18 protein-coding genes are annotated in these 17,894 nt (G+C 66.4%); 9 read left to right on the top strand and 9 right to left on the bottom strand.

Annotated elements, in window-relative coordinates; all coding sequences use genetic code 11:
* The 4 genes from B2J89_RS10990 to priA form a co-directional block, all read left to right on the top strand.
* A partial coding sequence (locus B2J89_RS10990; protein ID WP_205763784.1) for a protein-disulfide reductase DsbD occupies positions 1-1,300 on the top strand: 1,300 nt, incomplete at its 5' end.
* Between the two features lie 22 nt (positions 1,301-1,322).
* A complete protein-coding gene (locus B2J89_RS10985) occupies positions 1,323-1,775 on the top strand; it encodes a CoA-binding protein (RefSeq protein WP_169169120.1) in 453 nt (150 codons plus the stop codon).
* A gap of 27 nt (positions 1,776-1,802) precedes the next feature.
* Complete coding sequence (hemE, locus tag B2J89_RS10980) at positions 1,803-2,915, top strand: uroporphyrinogen decarboxylase (RefSeq protein ID WP_169169119.1); 1,113 nt, start codon at positions 1,803-1,805, stop codon at positions 2,913-2,915.
* A 603-nt stretch (positions 2,916-3,518) separates the two neighbouring features.
* On the top strand, positions 3,519-5,669 hold the full coding sequence (priA, locus tag B2J89_RS10975; RefSeq protein ID WP_169169118.1) for a primosomal protein N': 2,151 nt from the start codon (positions 3,519-3,521) through the stop codon (positions 5,667-5,669).
* Positions 5,670-5,848: 179 nt separating this feature from the next.
* Here the strand turns inward: priA and ttdB are convergent, their stop codons facing one another.
* The 3 genes from ttdB to B2J89_RS10960 are packed head-to-tail and all read right to left on the bottom strand — an operon-like array spanning position 5,849 to position 8,353.
* Complete coding sequence (gene ttdB / locus B2J89_RS10970; RefSeq protein WP_169169117.1) at positions 5,849-6,457, bottom strand: L(+)-tartrate dehydratase subunit beta; 609 nt, start codon at positions 6,455-6,457, stop codon at positions 5,849-5,851.
* The gene (gene ttdA / locus B2J89_RS10965; protein ID WP_169169116.1) at positions 6,454-7,353 is read right to left on the bottom strand and encodes a L(+)-tartrate dehydratase subunit alpha; all 900 of its coding nucleotides are present in this window, start codon (positions 7,351-7,353) and stop codon (positions 6,454-6,456) included. The genes ttdB and ttdA overlap by 4 nt, the downstream gene beginning before the upstream one ends.
* 28 nt (positions 7,354-7,381) lie before the next feature.
* Positions 7,382-8,353: a tripartite tricarboxylate transporter substrate binding protein gene (locus B2J89_RS10960; RefSeq protein ID WP_169169115.1), complete on the bottom strand. Its 972-nt coding sequence runs from the start codon at positions 8,351-8,353 to the stop codon at positions 7,382-7,384.
* Positions 8,354-8,479: 126 nt separating this feature from the next.
* Here B2J89_RS10960 and B2J89_RS10955 point away from each other — a divergent pair, with 126 nt between their 5' ends.
* Entirely contained in the window at positions 8,480-9,400 is a 921-nt protein-coding gene (locus B2J89_RS10955) for a LysR family transcriptional regulator (RefSeq protein ID WP_169169114.1), read from the top strand.
* A 78-nt stretch (positions 9,401-9,478) separates the two neighbouring features.
* On the opposite strand, the gene B2J89_RS10950 is transcribed toward B2J89_RS10955, so the two are convergent.
* From B2J89_RS10950 to B2J89_RS10940, 3 genes are all read right to left on the bottom strand, one after another.
* Positions 9,479-9,931, bottom strand: coding sequence for a pyridoxamine 5'-phosphate oxidase family protein (locus tag B2J89_RS10950; RefSeq protein WP_169169113.1), 453 nt, complete (start codon positions 9,929-9,931; stop codon positions 9,479-9,481).
* Positions 9,932-10,073: 142 nt separating this feature from the next.
* Positions 10,074-10,565 carry a VOC family protein gene (locus tag B2J89_RS10945; protein WP_169169112.1) on the bottom strand — a complete coding sequence of 164 codons (492 nt, stop codon included), beginning with the start codon at positions 10,563-10,565 and terminating at the stop codon, positions 10,074-10,076.
* A gap of 112 nt (positions 10,566-10,677) precedes the next feature.
* Positions 10,678-11,067, bottom strand: a complete 390-nt coding sequence (locus B2J89_RS10940; RefSeq protein WP_169169111.1) for a nuclear transport factor 2 family protein — start codon at positions 11,065-11,067, stop codon at positions 10,678-10,680.
* Positions 11,068-11,230: 163 nt separating this feature from the next.
* On the opposite strand from B2J89_RS10940, the gene B2J89_RS10935 reads away from it, so the two are divergent.
* Positions 11,231-11,371, top strand: coding sequence for a hypothetical protein (locus tag B2J89_RS10935; protein ID WP_169169110.1), 141 nt, complete (start codon positions 11,231-11,233; stop codon positions 11,369-11,371).
* A 347-nt stretch (positions 11,372-11,718) separates the two neighbouring features.
* Here the strand turns inward: B2J89_RS10935 and B2J89_RS10930 are convergent, their stop codons facing one another.
* Positions 11,719-12,639: a LysR substrate-binding domain-containing protein gene (locus B2J89_RS10930; protein WP_169169109.1), complete on the bottom strand. Its 921-nt coding sequence runs from the start codon at positions 12,637-12,639 to the stop codon at positions 11,719-11,721.
* Positions 12,640-12,790: 151 nt separating this feature from the next.
* Between B2J89_RS10930 and B2J89_RS10925 the strand changes: the two genes are divergently transcribed.
* The 3 genes from B2J89_RS10925 (at position 12,791) to B2J89_RS10915 (ending at position 16,554) form a co-directional block, all read left to right on the top strand.
* Entirely contained in the window at positions 12,791-14,215 is a 1,425-nt protein-coding gene (locus tag B2J89_RS10925) for an MmgE/PrpD family protein (protein WP_169169108.1), read from the top strand.
* A 56-nt stretch (positions 14,216-14,271) separates the two neighbouring features.
* The gene (locus tag B2J89_RS10920; RefSeq protein ID WP_169169107.1) at positions 14,272-15,273 is read left to right on the top strand and encodes a tripartite tricarboxylate transporter substrate binding protein; all 1,002 of its coding nucleotides are present in this window, start codon (positions 14,272-14,274) and stop codon (positions 15,271-15,273) included.
* A 72-nt stretch (positions 15,274-15,345) separates the two neighbouring features.
* Entirely contained in the window at positions 15,346-16,554 is a 1,209-nt protein-coding gene (locus B2J89_RS10915; protein ID WP_169169106.1) for a M20 aminoacylase family protein, read from the top strand.
* Positions 16,555-16,593: 39 nt separating this feature from the next.
* Here B2J89_RS10915 and B2J89_RS10910 read toward each other — a convergent pair whose 3' ends face one another.
* Positions 16,594-16,842 (bottom strand): DUF3297 family protein, encoded by a 249-nt coding sequence (locus B2J89_RS10910; RefSeq protein ID WP_169169105.1) that lies wholly within the window; start codon positions 16,840-16,842, stop codon positions 16,594-16,596.
* Positions 16,843-16,988: 146 nt separating this feature from the next.
* On the bottom strand, positions 16,989-17,894 hold a 906-nt coding region (locus B2J89_RS10905; protein WP_169169104.1), incomplete at its 5' end, for an AEC family transporter.

Here is a 17,894-nt window from a genome sequence, read left to right as displayed (position 1 = left end):
GTCCGGTGCCGGCGTGTCGCCGGCCCTGGCCGCGGCGCTGGAGGCCAACCGCGCCTCCCCCGCACCGGTGCCGCGCCCGGCCGGCCTGGGCGCCTTGCTGACCGCGCTCGTCGGCGGCCTGCTCGGCGGCCTCATGCTCAACCTCATGCCCTGCGTGTTCCCGGTGCTGGCGATCAAGGTGATCGGTTTTGCCCGGCACGGCGGCAACCGGCGCGTGCACCGGCAGGCGGGGCTGGCCTACACCGCGGGCGTGGTGCTGTCGTTCCTCGCGCTGGGCGGCCTGCTGCTGGGCCTGCGCGCGGCCGGCGAGCAGCTCGGCTGGGGCTTTCAGCTGCAGTCGCCCGCCGTGGTGGCGGCGCTGGCCGCGCTGTTCACCGTGATCGGCCTGAACCTGGCGGGCGTGTTCGAGTTCGGCCAGTTCGCCCCCGGGCGCCTGGCGACGCTGCAGGCCCGCCACCCGGCGGCCGACGCCTTCCTGTCGGGCATGCTGGCCGTGGCCATCGCCTCGCCCTGCACGGCGCCGTTCATGGGCGCCTCGCTCGGTTTCGCGATCGACATGCCGGTGGCGCAGGCACTGCTGGTGTTTGCCGCCCTCGGCGTCGGCATGGCCCTGCCTTATCTGGCCGCCAGCTGGATGCCGGCCGTCGCCGGCTGGCTGCCGCGCCCCGGCGCGTGGATGGACACGTTCCGCCGCGGCATGGCCTTTCCGATGTTTGCCACCGTCGCCTGGCTGGTCTGGGTGCTGGGCCAGCAAAGCGGCATCGACGGCGCCGGCGCGCTGCTGGCGCTGCTGGTGGCGGGCAGCGCCGTCGTCTGGGCGCTCACGCTGCGCGGGCGCACGCGCTGGGTGGTTGCGTCTGTTTTGATCGCTGTCGGCGCATGGCTGGCCAGCGCCATCGGCCCCCATGTCACCAAACCGGCGGAGATCGGCACGCTCGCCGCCGCGCCGGCGGCGGCTGGCCAGGGCTGGCAGCCCTGGTCGGCCGAGCGCGTGGCCGAGCTGCAGGCGGCCGGGCGGCCCGTGTTCGTCGACTTCACCGCGGCCTGGTGCGTGACCTGCCAGTACAACAAGCGCACGACGCTGGCCAACGCCGAGGTGCAGGCCGACTTTGCGGCGCGCAACGTGGCGCTGCTGCGCGCCGACTGGACGCGCCGCGACCCGGCCATCACCGCCGCGCTGGCGCAGCTGGGGCGCAGCGGCGTGCCGGTCTACGTGCTGCACGCGCCCGGCAAGGCGCCCGTGGTGATGACGGAAATCCTCAGCGCCGCCGAGGTGCGCGATGCACTGGCCGCGCTCTGACCCGCTCCATCCCACCCTCGCCATGCCCCACGACAACACCTCCATCGCCGCCCTCCTGCGCAGCTGCCGCACCATCGCCGTGGTCGGCCTCTCGCCCCGGCCCGAGCGCGACAGCCACCACGTGGCCGAGTACCTGCAGCAGCAGGGTTACCGCATCGTGCCGGTGAACCCGATGGCTGCAGGGCAGAGCATCCTCGGTGAGCCGTGCTGGCCCAGCCTGACCGAGGCGACGCGCCACCACCGCATCGACCTCGTGGACGTGTTCCGCAACAGCGCCGAGGTGCCGCCGATTGCCGGCGAAGCCATTGCCGTGGGCGCCCGCGCGCTGTGGCTGCAGCTGGGCGTGCGCCACGACGCCGCCGCGGCGCACGCCCGCGCCGCCGGCCTGCAGGTGGTGCAGGACCGCTGCACGCTGGTCGAGCACCAGCGCCTGGTGGCCCAGGGAGCCCTGCCCGGCGCTTCCGAGCCGGGCTGAGCGCGCGCGTGGGCGACAATTGGGCCCATGAGCTTCGCACCCTTGACCAATGACACCTTCCTGCGCGCCTGCCGGCGCCAGGCCACCGACTACACCCCGCTGTGGCTGATGCGCCAGGCCGGCCGCTACCTGCCCGAATACAAGGCCACGCGCGCGCGCGCCGGCAGCTTCATGGGGCTGGCCACGAACGTGGACTACGCGACCGAGGTGACGCTGCAGCCGCTGGAGCGCTTCCCGCTCGATGCCGCCATCCTGTTTTCCGACATCCTCACGGTGCCCGACGCCATGGGCCTGGGCCTGACCTTTGCCGAGGGCGAGGGCCCGCGCTTTGCGCGCACCGTGCGCACCGAGGCCGACGTGGCCCAGTTGGCAGTGCCCGACATGGACAAGCTGCGCTATGTCTTCAACGCCGTCACTTCGATCCGCAAGGCGCTGCACGGCCGCGTGCCGCTGATCGGTTTTTCGGGCAGCCCCTGGACGCTGGCCTGCTACATGGTCGAGGGCAAGGGCAGCGACGACTACCGCACGGTCAAGAGCCTGATGTACAGCCGCCCCGACCTGATGCACCGCATCCTGGCGGTCAACGCCGACGCCGTGGCGCAGTACCTCAACGCGCAGATCGATGCCGGCGCCCAGGCCGTGATGGTGTTCGACAGCTGGGGCGGCGTGCTGGCCGACGGCGCCTTCCAGGAATTCAGCCTGGAGTACACCCGGCGCGTGCTGGCGCAATTGAAGCGCACCGGCCCCGACGGCCAGGACGTGCCGCGCATCGTCTTCACCAAGGGCGGCGCGCTGTGGCTCGACGACATGAACGCCCTGGACTGCGAGGTGCTGGGCCTGGACTGGACCGCCAACCTGGCCAAGGCGCGCGCCCTGGTCGGTGGCGACGTGGGCGGCCCCGGCAAGGCGCTGCAGGGCAACATCGACCCCAACGTGCTGTTCGCACCGCCCGAGCAGATCGCCGTGCAGGTGCGCAAGGTGCTCGAGAGCTTTGGCACACCGCACACCGACCGCACCCGCACCGGCCCGACGCACATCTTCAACCTCGGCCACGGCATCAGCCAGTTCACCCCGCCCGAGCACGTCAGCGCGCTGGTCGAGGCCGTGCACAGCCAGTCGCGCGCCATGCGCCAGGACTGACGGCGGGCGCCGTGCTGTCGAGTTATGCACAAAAACGCCGTGCCCCCCTGCCACGCCAGGACGGGGCACAGCGGCGGGGCGTCCCGCGCGCACAGCGCTGCAGTGCCCGTAAGTCCTTGATTTATATAGAGCTCTGCGATTGCCTGTTGCGCAGGCAAAATGGGCACAGGCCGCGCCGCTGCGGCTTCGCCGGCCCGCGGCACGGGGATATCAACAAAGTTATCCACAGAAACTCTGGACAACCCCTGAAACCCCAAGCGGGCCAAGCACTTGCGTGGAACTTTGAAAAAATCCCGCAGGTTCGGCCCGTGCGCCGAAAAGGGCTGTGCGACTTATGCACACCCGGCTTCCATGGAACGCCGCAGGCAGCGGCAGCGATTGGCAAATGCAATAAACACGGAAAAGTCATTGATTTTTAATGGTTTTTCCCAATTTCTCTTTGCCCATGGATGCCCTACCGAGCCGCTTCGCGGCGCCCACACCTGAAAGATCCGCGACGATGTCAACAAAGTTATCCACAGAAATGGTGAGCGCTGTGCCAAAACGCACGGAATCAGGGACTTAGCCCGCTCTCGCATCTCCCCGGCCCCGCGCCCTGCCGCCTTGACCACCTCCTGCCCTGCCCCTTCCGCCACCGTCCTGGTCGCCGTGCACACGCCGGCGCACAGCGCGCTGGGTAATCTGCTCAGCTACGCCAGTGCGCAGCCGCTGGCGCCGGGCACGCTGGTGCGCGTGCCGCTGGGCCAGCGCGAGGTGCTGGGCGTGGTGTGGGAGGGCACGGCCGAACTGCCGCCCGGCATGGCGGCGCGCCCCGTCGCCGGGGTGCTCGACGGCATTGCGCCGCTCGACGCCCACTGGCGCCGCCTGGTGGCCTTTGCCGCGCGCTACTACCAGCGCAGCCTGGGCGAGATCGCCCTGTCGTCCCTGCCGCCGCAGCTGCGCGACCTCGATGCCGCGCAGCTGGCGCGGCGCCTGCGCCGGCCTGCCGCCCCGCAGGCGGGCGCTGACGCGATCGATTTGGTGGCCCTGAGCGCAGAGCAGGAAAGCGCCAGGGCCCAAATTGCCTCGCAACCCGGCCCCTTCTTGCTGTTCGGCAGCACCGGCAGCGGCAAGACCGAGGTCTACCTGCGCTGCGTGCAGGAGGCCCTGGCAGCCGCGCCCGTCAACGGCGTGCCGCCCCAGGCGCTGGTCATGGTGCCCGAGATCAACCTCACGCCCCAGCTCGAAGAGCGCTTCACCGCGCGCTTTGGCGCCGCCAGCGTGGTCTCGCTGCACAGCGGCATGACGAACCCCCAGCGCCTCAAGAGCTGGCTGGCCGCGCACAGCGGGCAGGCGCGCATCGTGCTGGGCACGCGCATGGCGGTGTTTGCGTCCATGCCCGGCCTCAGGCTCATCGTCGTCGACGAAGAGCACGACGCGAGCTACAAGCAGCAGGAAGGCGCGCGCTATTCCGCCCGCGACCTGGCCATCTGGCGCGCGCGCGAGCAGCGCGCCAAGGTCATCCTCGGCTCGGCCACACCGTCGTTCGAGAGCTGGCACGCCAGCCGCCCGGCCACCGACGGGGACGCCGGCGGGCGCTACCTGCGCCTGCACATGCCGAGTCGTATAGGTTCAGGCATCGGTGCCGGCACCGGTGCCGAGGCCGGCGCGCTGCCGGTGCTGCGCGTGGTCAACATGAAGCAGCAGCCGCGGCGCACGGTGTTCTCGGCGCCGCTGCTGGCCGCGCTGCAGCAGCGCGTGGAGCGCGGCGAGCAGTGCCTGGTCCTGCTCAACCGGCGCGGCTACGCCCCGGTGCTGCACTGCGCCGACTGCGACTGGAAGAGCGACTGCCCGCACTGCAGCGCGCACCAGGTGTTCCACAAGGTCGACCGCACACTGCGCTGCCACCACTGCGGCCACACCGTGCGCGTGCCGCGCGCCTGCCCCGGCTGCGGCAGTCCCGACATCGCGGCCATCGGCCACGGCACCGAGCAGCTCGAAGAGCAGCTCTCGGCCCTGCTGGCCGGCGTGCGGCGCCGCGACGGCGCGCCCGCGCGCGTGGCGCGCATCGACGCCGACACCACCCGGCTCAAGGGCGCGCTCCAGGCGCAGCTGGCGCAGGTGCACTCGGGCGAGATCGACGTGCTGGTCGGCACGCAAATGGTCGCCAAGGGCCACGACTTTCGCCGCATCACGCTGGTGGCCGCCGTGCAGCCCGACGGCGCGCTGTTCTCGAGCGACTTCCGCGCGCCCGAGCGCCTGTTTGCGCTGCTGATGCAGGCCAGCGGCCGCGCCGGGCGCGACGCGCACTACGTCGCCACCCAAGGCAGCCGCAGCGAGATGTGGCTGCAGACCTTCCACCCCGAGCACGCCATCGTCGCCGCGCTGCGCCAGCACGACTACCCGGCCTTTGCCGCACAGCAGCTGCAGGAGCGCTGCGACGCCGCCATGCCGCCATTCGCCTTCCAGGCCCTGGTGCGCGCCGACGCGCGCACGCAGCAGGTAGCGCAGGGCTTTCTGCAGGCCGCCAGCGAAGCGGCCGGCCAGCAGGCGCTGCCCGGCCTGGAGCACGTCACGCTGTACCCGCCCGTGCCGCTCACCGTCCAGCGCGTGGCCAATGTCGAGCGCGCGCAAATGCTGCTCGAATCGCCCTCCCGCACCGCCCTGCAGCGCTTCCTGGCCGCCTGGCAGCCCGTGCTGCACGCCACGCGCAGCCAGCCCGAACACAAGGGGCTGGTGCGCTGGCTGGTGGATGTGGACCCGTTGGCGATTTGAGGTGTTTCAGGGCTCTGGCGCTTGCTGCGCCAGCGTTTGCAGCTATCGAATTTGAAGGCGCACCCAGGCACTGAAGCGAGGCCGCGGCGTGGCTTGGGTGGAACCCCATCGGCAGCCGGAGGGCTTGGATGCTGGACTGGCCCGGACCACCGCGGTCGCTTTTCGGCACCCTCCGAAAATCACTTGATAAAGCGCACCTGGGCGTTGATGCGTTCCAGAATGGGTTTCTTCTTTTGGTTGAAGACCGCCTTGTTTTCTTCGATCAGGTTCTTGCCTTTGGTGTCAATCGAGATGATCAATGGGCCGAACTCCTTCACGCGATTGACCCACAGCGTCTCGGGCATCCCGAGGTCTTTCCATTCGGCGGCTTCGATTTTCTCCACCTGGGTCGCCGCCAGTACAGCGCACCCCCCGGGGAAGATGGCGTGAACCGCCTTGTTCTCGACGCAGCCCTCCTGGGTTTCCGCCCCCATGCCGCCCTTGCCCACGATCAGCTTCACCCCGGTTTGCCGGATGAATTCCTTCTCGAATTTTTCCATGCGCATGCTGGTGGTCGGACCGATCGAGACCATCTCGTACTCGCCGTCTTCTTTCTGGCGAACGATCGGCCCGGCGTGGAATATGGCGCCGCCCTGGAGGTCCACAGGCAGTTCGCGGCCCAGCTCGATCAGGCGGCGGTGCGCCACATCGCGGCAGGTGACCAGGGTGCCGGTCAGGTAGACAACGTCACCGATATTCAGCGCTTCGAGGTCTTCGTCCTTGATGGGAGTGGTGAGAATTTTTTTCACAGCTTGAATCCTTCGTGCGAAATGACCTCGTAAGACAGGTCGGCATGGATCTTGACCTTGCCGCGGCGGTGCGCCCAGCACCCGGTGGACACCGCCACGCCGATGGTGGAGGGGTGGCGGGCCGAGGACTCGATGTTCACGCCCATCACGCTGGCGTTGCCCGTCAGGCCCTGCGGACCCAGGCCCAGTTCGTTCAAGCCCTCGGTCATCAACTCCTCCATGAGGGCGGCGTTGTCATTGCTGTGGCGAGAGTTCACAGGGCGCAAGATGGCCTTTTTCGACAGGCGTGCCGCGGTTTCGGCCGAGGTCGATACGCCCACGCCCACCAGTAGTGGCGGGCAGGCGTTGACGCCGCGCGACGTAATGACGTCAAACACGAACTCGGCCACCCCCTCATAACCCTGGCCCGGCATCAGCACCTTGGCTGCGCCCGGCAGCGTGCAGCCGCCACCGGCCATGTAGACGTCGATGGTGACGCTGTCCTCGTTGGGGACGATTTCCCAGTCCAGCCACGGGATCTTGGTGCCGGTGTTGGTGCCGGTGTTCTTCTCGACAAACGTCTCCACCGCGTTGTGGCGCAGTGGGCCATCTTTGGTCGCTCCTTCGGTGGCTCCGAGCAGGATGCTCTCGAGCTCCCCGAGCAGGGGGAAATTCGCACCGGCCGTGAGGAAATACTGGATGACGCCGGTGTCCTGGCAGCTGGGGCGGTCCAGCTTGTCGGCGGCCTCCTGGTTCAGGCGCATCGATTCGTAAACTTCCTTGGCCAGGAAGTTCACCTCCTTCTCGCGGAGCTCACCCAGTTTCTGGGTCACATCGGTGGGGAGCCGCTTACCGATGTACGACGTGAACTTCGCCATCAGGTGGGTCAGCTCTGCTACTGCTGCTTGCTTGTCCATGGAACTCTCCTGGTATGGGTGTCTTGACTCAGTCCAGGGTGACCTTGCCCGCCTTGACCAGCTGGGCAAATTTTTCGGTCTCTTCCTTGATCTGCCGGGCCATCTCTTCGGGCTGGTTGCCCACGGGCTCTGCGCCGATGTCCTGCATCTGCTTCGCGAACTCCGGCGACTGGATGATCCTGACCACCTCTGTGTTCAGCCGGGCCACGACGCTCTTGGGCGTTGCGGCCGGCGCCAGCAAGCCAAACCACGTGCCAATCGCGATGTGGGGAATGCCCGCTTCCTGCAAGGTGGGCACGTTGGGCAGCGTGGAAGAGCGTTTGGCGGTGGTCACCGCCAGCGCTTTGAGCTTGCCTTCCTTGATGAACGGAAGGACCGGCGTGATGGTGTCAAACGACATGTCCACCTGCCCCCCGAGCAGATCGGTGGTCAAAGGGGCGCTGCCCTTGTAGGGGACGTGCAGGATCTTCGCGCCGGTCTCGATCTGGAACTGGGTGCCGATCATGTGCTGCGCTGTGCCGTTGCCGTTCGAGCCATAGGAAAGCTTCTCTGCAGCAGCCCTGCCCGCGGCCACGAGATCGTTCACGCTGTTGTAGGGTGCTTTGGCACTCACCACCAGGACGTTGGGCACCATCGCAACGGTCGCGATGGGAGCGAAGTCTTTTTCAAAGCTGTACTGCAGGTTCTTGTAGACGCTGGTCGCAACGGTGTGGTGCACCGCGCCCATCAGCAAGGTGTGCCCGTCGGCGGGGGCCTTGGCCACCAGCGCAGCGCCCAAGGTGGCTCCCGCGCCGGGCCGGTTGTCGACGACGACGGGCTGGCCTATGGCAGCGGACAACCGTGTCGAAACGGCACGCGCCAGGACATCGGTGGTGCCTCCTGCGGGGAAGGGAACCACAATGGTGACGGTCTTGCCCGGCCAGGATTGCGCCGCGGCCAGTCCAGCCATGCCGCACAGAACGGCCGCTGCCAGAAGGGGTGGGGTGAACTTGCGAGCCATGTTGTCTCCTTGGTTTTTTTTTGGATTTCGTCAACCTGCCGGTATCGGATGACTTTTACTTTAGGGCATCGCAAATTTAAAATTCAGCCTGAATTTCAATTTATTGTTAACCTGAAATCAACATTCATGGCCAGGCTCATCCACCCCGCAGACATCGAATTCTTCCTGGCCTTGGCCAACACCTGCTCTGTCAGCAAGACGGCCCACGAACTGGGCATCACGCCGCCAGCGGTCAGCAAGCGCCTGTCTCTCATGGAGACCCGTCTGGGCGTCCCGCTCTTCAACCGAACCACGCGGAGCATGGGTCTGACCCCGGAAGGCGAGGTCTATCTCGAACATGCCCGCAAGATCCTGGGAAACATTGGCGAGCTGGAAGACCAGCTGCTGGGGTCTACCGTGTCGCCGCAGGGGCTGCTGCGGGTGAATGCCACGCTCGGATTTGGCCGAAGCCATATCGCCCCGCTGATTTCCGAATTCGTCAAGAAATACCCGAAGGTGGACATCCAGCTGCAGCTGTCGGTCAACCCCCCGCCCAGTGGCGATGACGCATACGACATCTGCTTCAGGTTTGGCAGCCCGCCAGAATCCCGGTCCATCGCCCGATGGATCGGTGCGAACCGCAGGCTTGTCGTGGCGTCTCCCGCCTACCTGAAGAAACACGGCGAACCCAAGGCGCCTGAAGATCTGGCCCAGCACAACTGCATTGGGATCCGCCAGGGCGACGACGCCTATGGGCTGTGGCGATTTACCGCGGCGAAGGGCAAGGGCAAGAACCGGATCGAATCCATGCAGAGCGTCAGGGTGCGGGGAAACCTGACGACGAATGACGGGGGCATCGCCGTCAACTGGGCACTGGATGGGCACGGCATCCTGCTGCGGGCCGGGTGGGATGTGCAGAAATACCTGCAGTCTGGCCGCCTGGTCCAGTTGCTACCCCACTACAACAGCCCGGATGCGGATATTTATGCCGTCTATGCGCAGCGGCACAGAACTTCGCTGCGCGTGAAGACATTTCTGGATTTCGTGGTCGCGGCGTCGCAACCCTGAGGGCTGCTCGGCCACCGCCCCGGCACCTTCACCGGTCACGCCAGGCAGGCGGTCCTGGCGCGCAGAACGGGTTGGCGCTCAGCAAACAACAAGATCCGTGTGCCCGAAGCCCTTCGAGTAGTCCAGCACGGAAATCACCAGGGGCGTGACGCGGAACAGGCGCACCTCGTCCGGGCTCGGCATCTTCAGGGGCAGAGGCGGTGCGTCGGGGTATTTCAGCGGCAGCATGCGCAGCACCTTTTCCGCCTCGGCCCGGTCCACCACCGGCTGCGCCCGCGCCGCCATCGACAGGCCGGTGATCGCCATCAAGTCCGCCGTTTCGTGGTCAATCGTCAGCGAGAGCCGATCGTCCCGCGCCAGGTTTTTGGCCTTCTGGCTCTCCAGACCGCAGAGAAAGTACAGCGTCATGCCCTCGTTCACGTAGCCCACCGTCGTCGCCTGGGGCCAGCCGTCGGGCCGCAGTGTCGCCACCGTCATGATCCGGTGCTGGTCCAGCAGGGCCAGGATTTTCCGTCGGGTCTTGTCGTCCATGGTCGCCTCCGTCACTGCCAAGCGGTGACAGCTCCACGGCATTGTGGGCCGACTGCAGCGCATGACCTTGACCCTGGGCAAAGCCGGGGACAGCGGTCGAGCTCCGAGGATCCCCGGAACGCCTGCTCCGCGCCCGGGACGCTCAACCCGGGGCGCCGGCCCGCCGCGCGGCCTCGATGGCGGCGATGTCGATCTTTTGCATCGCCATCATCGCGTCGAACGCGCGCTGGGCCGCCGCGCGGTCGGGGTCGGATATCGCCGCAAGGAGGGCGCGCGGGGTGATCTGCCACGACAGCCCCCACCGGTCCTTGCACCAGCCGCAGTCGCTTTCCTGGCCGCCGTTGCCGACGACCGCGTTCCACAGGCGGTCGGTTTCGGCCTGGTCGTCGGTCGCGACCTGGAACGAGAACGCCTCGCTGTGCTTGAAGTGCGGGCCGCCATTGAGCCCGATGCAGGGGATGCCGGCCACCGTGAACTCGACCATGAGGACGTCCCCTTGCTTGCCGTCGGGGTAGTCGCCCGGCGCGCGGTGGATGGCGCCCACCGCGCTGTCGGGGAAGGTCTCGGCGTAAAACTGGGCGGCGTCCACCGCGGTGCCGTCGTACCACAGGCAGACCGTGTTCTTGCTGGCCATGTCGTGTCTCCTCAAGGGGTGAAAAGTCCGGTAGCGCTGCCGGCCCTTCGGTCTGGCGCCGACCCCGGCGGCCGACCGGCGGCGCTTGGCACGCCGCGCCGCGGCCACCGGCTCAGCGGGCCATGACCGGCGTTTCGGTGTGCATCGCACAGCGCCAGCCGCGGTCGGTTTGGACCCAGGTCGAGGTGTCGTGCATTTCCTGCTGCGTGGTGCTGCCCTTGCCGCGCGGCGCAACACCCTGCTTGACGCGGTAGGACAGGATCGCCGTCGCGTCGTTCGGAAACACGACCTCCATGTCGCTGAATTCGAACGAGTTCACCACCATGGAGCCGTGCTCCGCCATCTGGCGGTAGCCCGCGTGGTCGAATTTCATCGCGCCGTGCGCGCTGACCATGAGCGCCGGCTCGCAGAGCAGGTTCAGCGCCACATCGGTCTTCTGGTCCACCATCGACTGCCAAAACTTCGTCTCGAGGTCGACCAGGGTCGAACTGGGGTTCTGCATTTCGGTCTCCTGGCGATGAGTAAGTCCTCATCGTCCTGGTTGCGGGCGCTTGCGTCAATCGGACTGCGCTGATGCGGTTGTACGAACTTTCCCACTCCTGTGCGCCGCGGGTGGTGCGGCGTTCGCTCACGTCCAACGCGTGGCCAATGGGGAGCGCGCGCAGATGCTGCTGCAATTGCCCTTCCCGCACCGTGCTGTAGCGCGCTTTCTTGCCGCCCCGCTGCTGCTGCACGCCGGGCCGAGCAAACAGACCCGGCGCCTTGGCTGGCAGATGTGGATCCGTTGGATATTCATGGTGTTTTAGGGCTCTGTCCCTTGCTGTGCCAGCGCCAGCAGCTATCAATTTGAGAACGGCTGCAGAGCCGCGGCGCTGCTGGAACGTCTGAGTGGCGCACCATCCCCCGGCCCGAACCGTAAAACCAGCTGCGGAACCGCATTCGCGACCAGGCGCCAGACCCGGCTGGATCTTGGACACACATCACGCACCGCTTCTCCCATGCGCTGCTGCCACCAGCAGATCAATCGGCGTGAAGTTCACTGGCAGAGACGCCGCGCGACCACAGCAATGACCGCTGTTCCAGAGCGCCAGCGATAAAGGCACCCGCAAGCTTGACGCAAAAGATGCAGCCTCCCGGACAGTCGGCGAGCGCTTCACTGAGAATTGCGCCCGCGCCGCGCACTGCCGGCTACGGCGACCTGGCTGAGCAACCAGGATCGAAACAGGCCCGTCATCGGTGAGTCTTCCTGGGCCCGAGGAACGCACAGGTAGTATCCCCGCCCGGTCGATATGCCCGCTGCAAGGGGCATCACGATCTTGCCCTCCTGGAGTTCGCGCTCAACCAGGCAGCGCTGCACAACAGCTATGCCCATATTGGCCACGACCCCCTCCACCAGGCCGGCCGCGAGATCGAAACCCGCGACCAGCTTGATGCGGCGCGCGTCCATGCCCTGCGACGCGCACCACAGCGCCCAGTTGCCCGGATAGCCTGAGTGGTACAGCAGGGGAAAGCGCAGGACATCCTCGCACGCGCGGATGCGGCTGGCCACGCTGGGATGGCAAATGGGAACAATCTCGCGTCCGATGATGTAGGTGGCGCGTATGTGGCGAGGCCACCGGTTTTTTGCGCTGGTCCGCGCGATCAGCCAGCAATCCACGTCATCCCGGAGCATGTCGTCGCTCTTCCAGTAGGGCTGGAAAAGAAGTTGAACGCCGGGATGCTCTTCATACAAGGACGGCAACCTCGGCACGAGCCAGCGCATGCTCAGCGTAGGAATTGCACTGACGCGCAGCACAGACCCATTTGCGGGCGCAGCAGCCGGCACAGCCGATTCCAGCGCCGAGAGAGCCGGCTGCACTTGGGTGTAGTAGTTTTTCCCAGCCTCCGTGGCGGTCACGCCAGAGGCAGCACGCTCGAGCAGCGCCATCCCCAGGCGCGCTTCCAGGCGCAGAACGGACCGGCTCACGGCCCCTTGCGTCACGCAGAGCCGCAACGCGGCCTTGGAGAAACCACCGGTCTCCACCACGGCAACAAAGGCGTGCAGCTCGGGCAGGGACGGGGATCGAAAACGCATAGTCATTACATTCTGTCATAGGCAAGTGCCCAACTGTCGATGGACACCCGTCCCCCTGCACTGCACATTCACGCCAGTTCAGTTCCCGGCTGCTTCTGCGACCACAGGCACAGTGCCCGGATATGCCGGCAGAGACGATTCAAGGAAAAAAATGAGCGTGAACCCACAAGCCACAAAAATTCTCTCGCACTGGGCGGCGACGGTACCCGCGCAGTGGGCGCCATCGACACTGCGCATCGCCGAGCACTCTCTGGAGGACACCATTGCAGCAATGGTCGCGGGCGCTGGCGACCGCGTTGCAGCGTCCGTCAGGCGGGGGCTGGGTTCCGGGGCAGGATCCGTTCCCGTCATTGGCAGTACGCAGGGGCTGTGCGCGCCCTTGAGCGCGCTGGCCAACGGAACCGCGGCGCATGCACGAGAACTCGACGAGATGTTTTTCGTTGCCGGAAGCCATTTCGGCTGCGCCGTCATCCCCGCAATCCTCGCGCAGGCCTGGGAGATCGATGCTTCGCTGGACCAGGTGCTCGATGCGATCGTCGTCGGCAGCGAAGTGATGGCCCGGATTGGCCTCGCCATGAACAGGGCGCATTTCGAAAAAGGCTGGCACGGCACGCAAACCATCGGCGTGCTTGCCGCGGCAGTGGCATGCGCAAGACTGCGGGGCCTGGACAGCGACCAGACGGCGCATGCGCTCAGCTTGGCGGTTTCCATGGCCGCGGGGCCCAAGGTTCAGTTCGGCACCGACGCCAAGCCGATGCATGCCGGACTTGCCGCACAGGGCGGGGTCCTGGCCGCCTCATTGGCCGCAGCGGGCGTGACCGGCAGCACCGTGGCCTTGGAAGGCCCGCACGGCTTTGGCGCGCTGTACGCGGGCCACACAACGGCCGACTGGTCCGCTGCAACCAGCGTTCAGAGCGAAGCGCTCGCCATCGAAAGCCACGGGTTCGCATTCAAGCTTTACCCGAACTGCGCATCAACACACCGGTGCCTGGACGCCCTGCAATCTCTTGTGGCAGAGCACGGATTCGCTGCCGATGAGGTCGCCCGCATCGAGACACTGGTAGGCCGGGTCAACATGGTGAACCTCAGGCACGCAGAGCCCCCGGATGCGCGGGAGGCGATGTTCTCGATGCAGTACGCCGTTGCGACCCTGCTTCGGTACGGCACTGTGGAACTTGCCGACTTCACGCCGCAAGCCGTGCACGATGCCGAAACCCGGCGGTATATGCCCATCGTCGAGATGCGGCTGGACCCCAAGGCTGAAAGCGGCACGGAAACCGCGACCAATCTTTTGCCACACACCACGGTCGTGACCTTGAAGGACGGCCGGCGCCTGGAGCGCGCGCTGCAGCACGCCAAAGGGTCGTTGGCGAACCCTTTCTCTGCGCTGGAGCGCCAAGCAAAGTTTGACCAGTGCACGGCCGGCATCGCCCCCGCAGAGCGCCTCGCTCAGGTGCGCCAGATCTTGGCCGCTCCGCAGGGCATCCCGGTTCGCCGCTTGCTCGAGCTGCTGCAGTTCGAGGCCCATGTCGATGACGGAGAGCGTTTTCGCCGCACCGCCGGGTGCAGGCCCTGATTTCCACCACCCGCTGCACACGCAGATTCTTCAAACCAATTAGAGGAGACACCACCATGAACGCTATCGCCAGCCGACGAAAATTCGGCGTAGTCGCCATCACATCGGCATTGTTGCTTGCATTTACGCACGCCGCCGGTGCTGCCCAATGGCCCGAAAAACCCATCACGATCATTGTTCCGTCGAGTGCCGGCGGATCGCTCGACACCAACGTACGCCGCATGTTGGAGGAAGCGGGAAAGATCCTCGGCCAGCCGTTTGTTGTTGAAAATCGCGCCGGCGCCGGCGGGGCGTTGGCGATGCAGGCACTGGCGCGCGCCAAACCCGACGGCTATACCCTGAGCCTTGGAAACACCGCGTCCCTGGCCATCACACCCACGCTGATCCGAAAAGCGGGCTACGACCCGATGAAGGATTTCGAGTTCGTCGGACGTTTCACAAGCCAGCCCAACCTCCTCGTGGTTCGCGCCGATCAGCCGTACAAGACAGTGGCCGAGCTGACCAAATACGCCAAGGCCAACCCTGGGAAACTGTCGATGGGCTCTCAGGGCAACGGCAGCAGCGGCCACCTGAGCGGTGAGCTGTACAAGAAGCTCGCCAGCGTCGAGTTCGTCCATGTGCCCTACCGCGGCGGCGTGCAGGCGGTGCAAGATCTCATCGGTGGCAGCCTGGATTTTCTGTTCGAAAATCTCGCCACGATCGAGAACCATGTCGCTACCGGCAAGGTCCGCGCCTTGGCCGTCACATCGCAGAAGCGCAACGCCCGCTTTCCAGACGTGCCCACCATGCAAGAACTGGGCATCTCCGGTTACGAAATAACGGCGTGGTCTGGTGTGATCGCCCCCGCCGGCACACCCAAACCAGTCATTGACAGACTCAACGCCGCAATGGGCGCTGCACTGCAGGTGCCTGCAGTGAAAAGTCAGATCGTCGAACGTGGCGGCGTCATCGAAGGAGGATCGCCTGGAGCATTCAAGTCCTTCGCGTGGGAAGAGCAGGTGAAGTGGCGCACGCTCATCAGAAGCATTGACGGCCTGATCGACGACGCCAACCGTTGAACTTCCCCGCCAGCCCCTCTCCAGGCCAGGCTGCTTGCCTGGCCCCCCTTTTGTTCACTCGAAGAATGCGCCATGACTCCCCCTGATTGCCCTTCCGTCCTCTCTGACCTGGGCGCTCTGCAGCCGATAGCGCAAGACCTGGTGGCCATCCGCCACGAACTCCACAGGTATCCGGAACTGGCCTTCGCAGAACACCGGACCTCAGACCTCGTTGCAAAAAAGCTGGAGGAATGGGGCTATTCGGTCACAAGGGGTATAGGAGGCACTGGCTTGGTCGGCACCCTGAAGGTGGGAGAAGGGTCCCGGACCATCGGGCTGAGGGCCGACATGGATGCCCTCCCTATCGAAGAAAAGACCGATCTGGCTTACGCCAGCTGTCATGCCGGCGTGATGCATGCCTGCGGTCACGATGGCCATACGGCAATGCTGCTGGGCGCTGCGCGGCACCTCTCGCAGACGCGAAATTTCTCGGGCACGCTGCACCTCATCTTTCAGCCGGCTGAAGAAAAAGGCTTCGACAGCGGCGCGAAGGCCATGGTGTTGGATGGCTTATTCGAACGCTTTCCATGCGACTACGTGTTCGCCCTGCACAACCATCCTGGCGCAGCGCAAGGAACATTCCTGTGGCGCGCTGGCGCTTTCATGGCGGCCGGAGACAGGGTGTTTGTCAAGGTTCACGGTGTGGGCGGTCATGCCGCCCGGCCGCATCTCACGGTCGACCCTGTGGTCGCAGCCGCCGCCATCGTCATGGGCCTGCAAACTGTCGTTGCGCGCAACATCGATCCGGGCGATTCAGCGGTCGTGACGGTGGGCCGGCTGCGCGCTGGCGACGCGGTGAACGTGATTCCGCAGCACGCCGATATTGGCATCAGCGTCCGCAGCTTCTCCACTGCCGTGCGAGCATGCCTCAAAGAGCGCATTGTCAAAATGGTCCACGCCACAGCGGAGGCCTTCGGCGCACAGGTGGAGATTGACTATGTCGAGGGCTACCCCGTGCTGCGCAATTCGCAGGCCGCATGTGAATTGGCTGGCCACGCAGCGCTCGCCGTTGTCGGCGCTGAAAATGCAGTTCCTGACTTTTCGCCCATCATGGGCAGCGAAGACTTCGCTTACATGCTGCAAGCATGCCCAGGTGCGCTCATTCGATTGGGCAACGGTACAGGCAGCGCGGGGCTCCACACGCCGACCTATGACTTCAACGACAGCAATCTTGTCGTGGGCGCGGCTTTCTTCAGCCGCCTCACGGAGCACTATTTGAATGGGCGCCCGTCGGCGCCCTGACACACGCGCGGCGCTGGCCGCTGGGCGCATGTCGCATGCTTACTTGTAGAACGCCTCGACCTTGCCCTTGAGCGTAATCAGCAGCGGGCGGCCCTTGCGGTCGCGCGTCTTGCCGGCGGGGACCTTGACCCAGCCTTCGCTGACGCAGTATTCCTCGACGTCGAAGCGCTCCTTGTCGTTGAAACGGATGCCGATGTCGTGCTCGAACACGGCGGCAACGTGGTGCGGGCTGCTCGGGTCGGCGGCCAGGTGGTCTGGGAGGGCGGGTCGGGTTTGCGCTTCGGTCATGGCTTGCTGTTTTCGCTGAACGTGGAGAAGCCCCGATTTTCCCGGATTTGGCGCGGCCTTCGGCGCAGGCCGGGGCGGCGCCCTGCGCGCGCCGAAGAATTGGTGTTTTTGGCCTCAAACGCTCATGGGGCAAGCGCAAGCAGCTATCAAAAGCGAAGTCTCCAGGTCAGCAGCGCGACGGCGCCCGAAAAGCTCAGGAACGCCAGCGCGGTCGACACCAGGATGATGCGCGCGATGCGCCCGTTGTGGGCGCCGAAGCGCTCGGCCAGCAGCGACACGTTGCTGGCGCTGGGCAGCGCGGCCAGCAGCACCAGCGCGGTGAGCGCGAACGGCGACAGCGGCACGCCCAGGGCGATCGCGGCCTGGCCGACCAGCCAGACGAGCAGCGGGTGCAGCAGCAGCTTGGCCAGCGCGATGGGCACGTAGTCGCGCACCGGCACATTCTCGTGCTGGTTCATCTGCGAGCGCGCGAGCACCGCACCGATGGTGAACAGCGCCACGGGCGAGGCGGCGTCGGCCAGCATGGCGACGGTCTTGTCGATTGGGCCGGGCAGCGTGAAGCGCAGCGCCGACGCCAGCGCGCCGAGCGCGATCGACCACGGCATCGGGTTGGTGGCCATGCCGCGCAGCGCATGGCGCAGCGCCACCGCCATGCCGTGCGTGCCGGCCGCGTCGAGCCGCGACAGCGCCAGGCACAGCGAGCTGGTGATGAGCATGTCCACCGCAATCGTCAGGATCGCCGGGCCCGCCACCTGCGCGCCCAGCAGCGCGACGAGCAGCGGCACGCCCATGAAGCCGGTGTTCGGGAAGGCGGCGACCAGCGCGCCGAAGGCGGCGTCGTTCCAGCCCATGCGCGGCCCGCGCGTGGCCAGCACGGTGCCCGCCACCATCAGCAGTGCGCACAGCACATAGACGCCGGCCACGGCCGGGTCGAGCAGCTGCGCGATCGGCGTGCTGGCGCCAAAGCGGTACAGCAGGCAGGGCAGCGCGAAGTACAGCACGAAGGCGTTGAGCCCCGGAATGGCCGCCTGCGGCAGCAGCCGGCCGCGCGC

Source organism: Acidovorax sp. SRB_24 (genome assembly GCF_012931925.1).
Note: the sequence above shows the minus strand (reverse complement) of the source record. Positions and strands in the feature narration are given on the sequence as shown.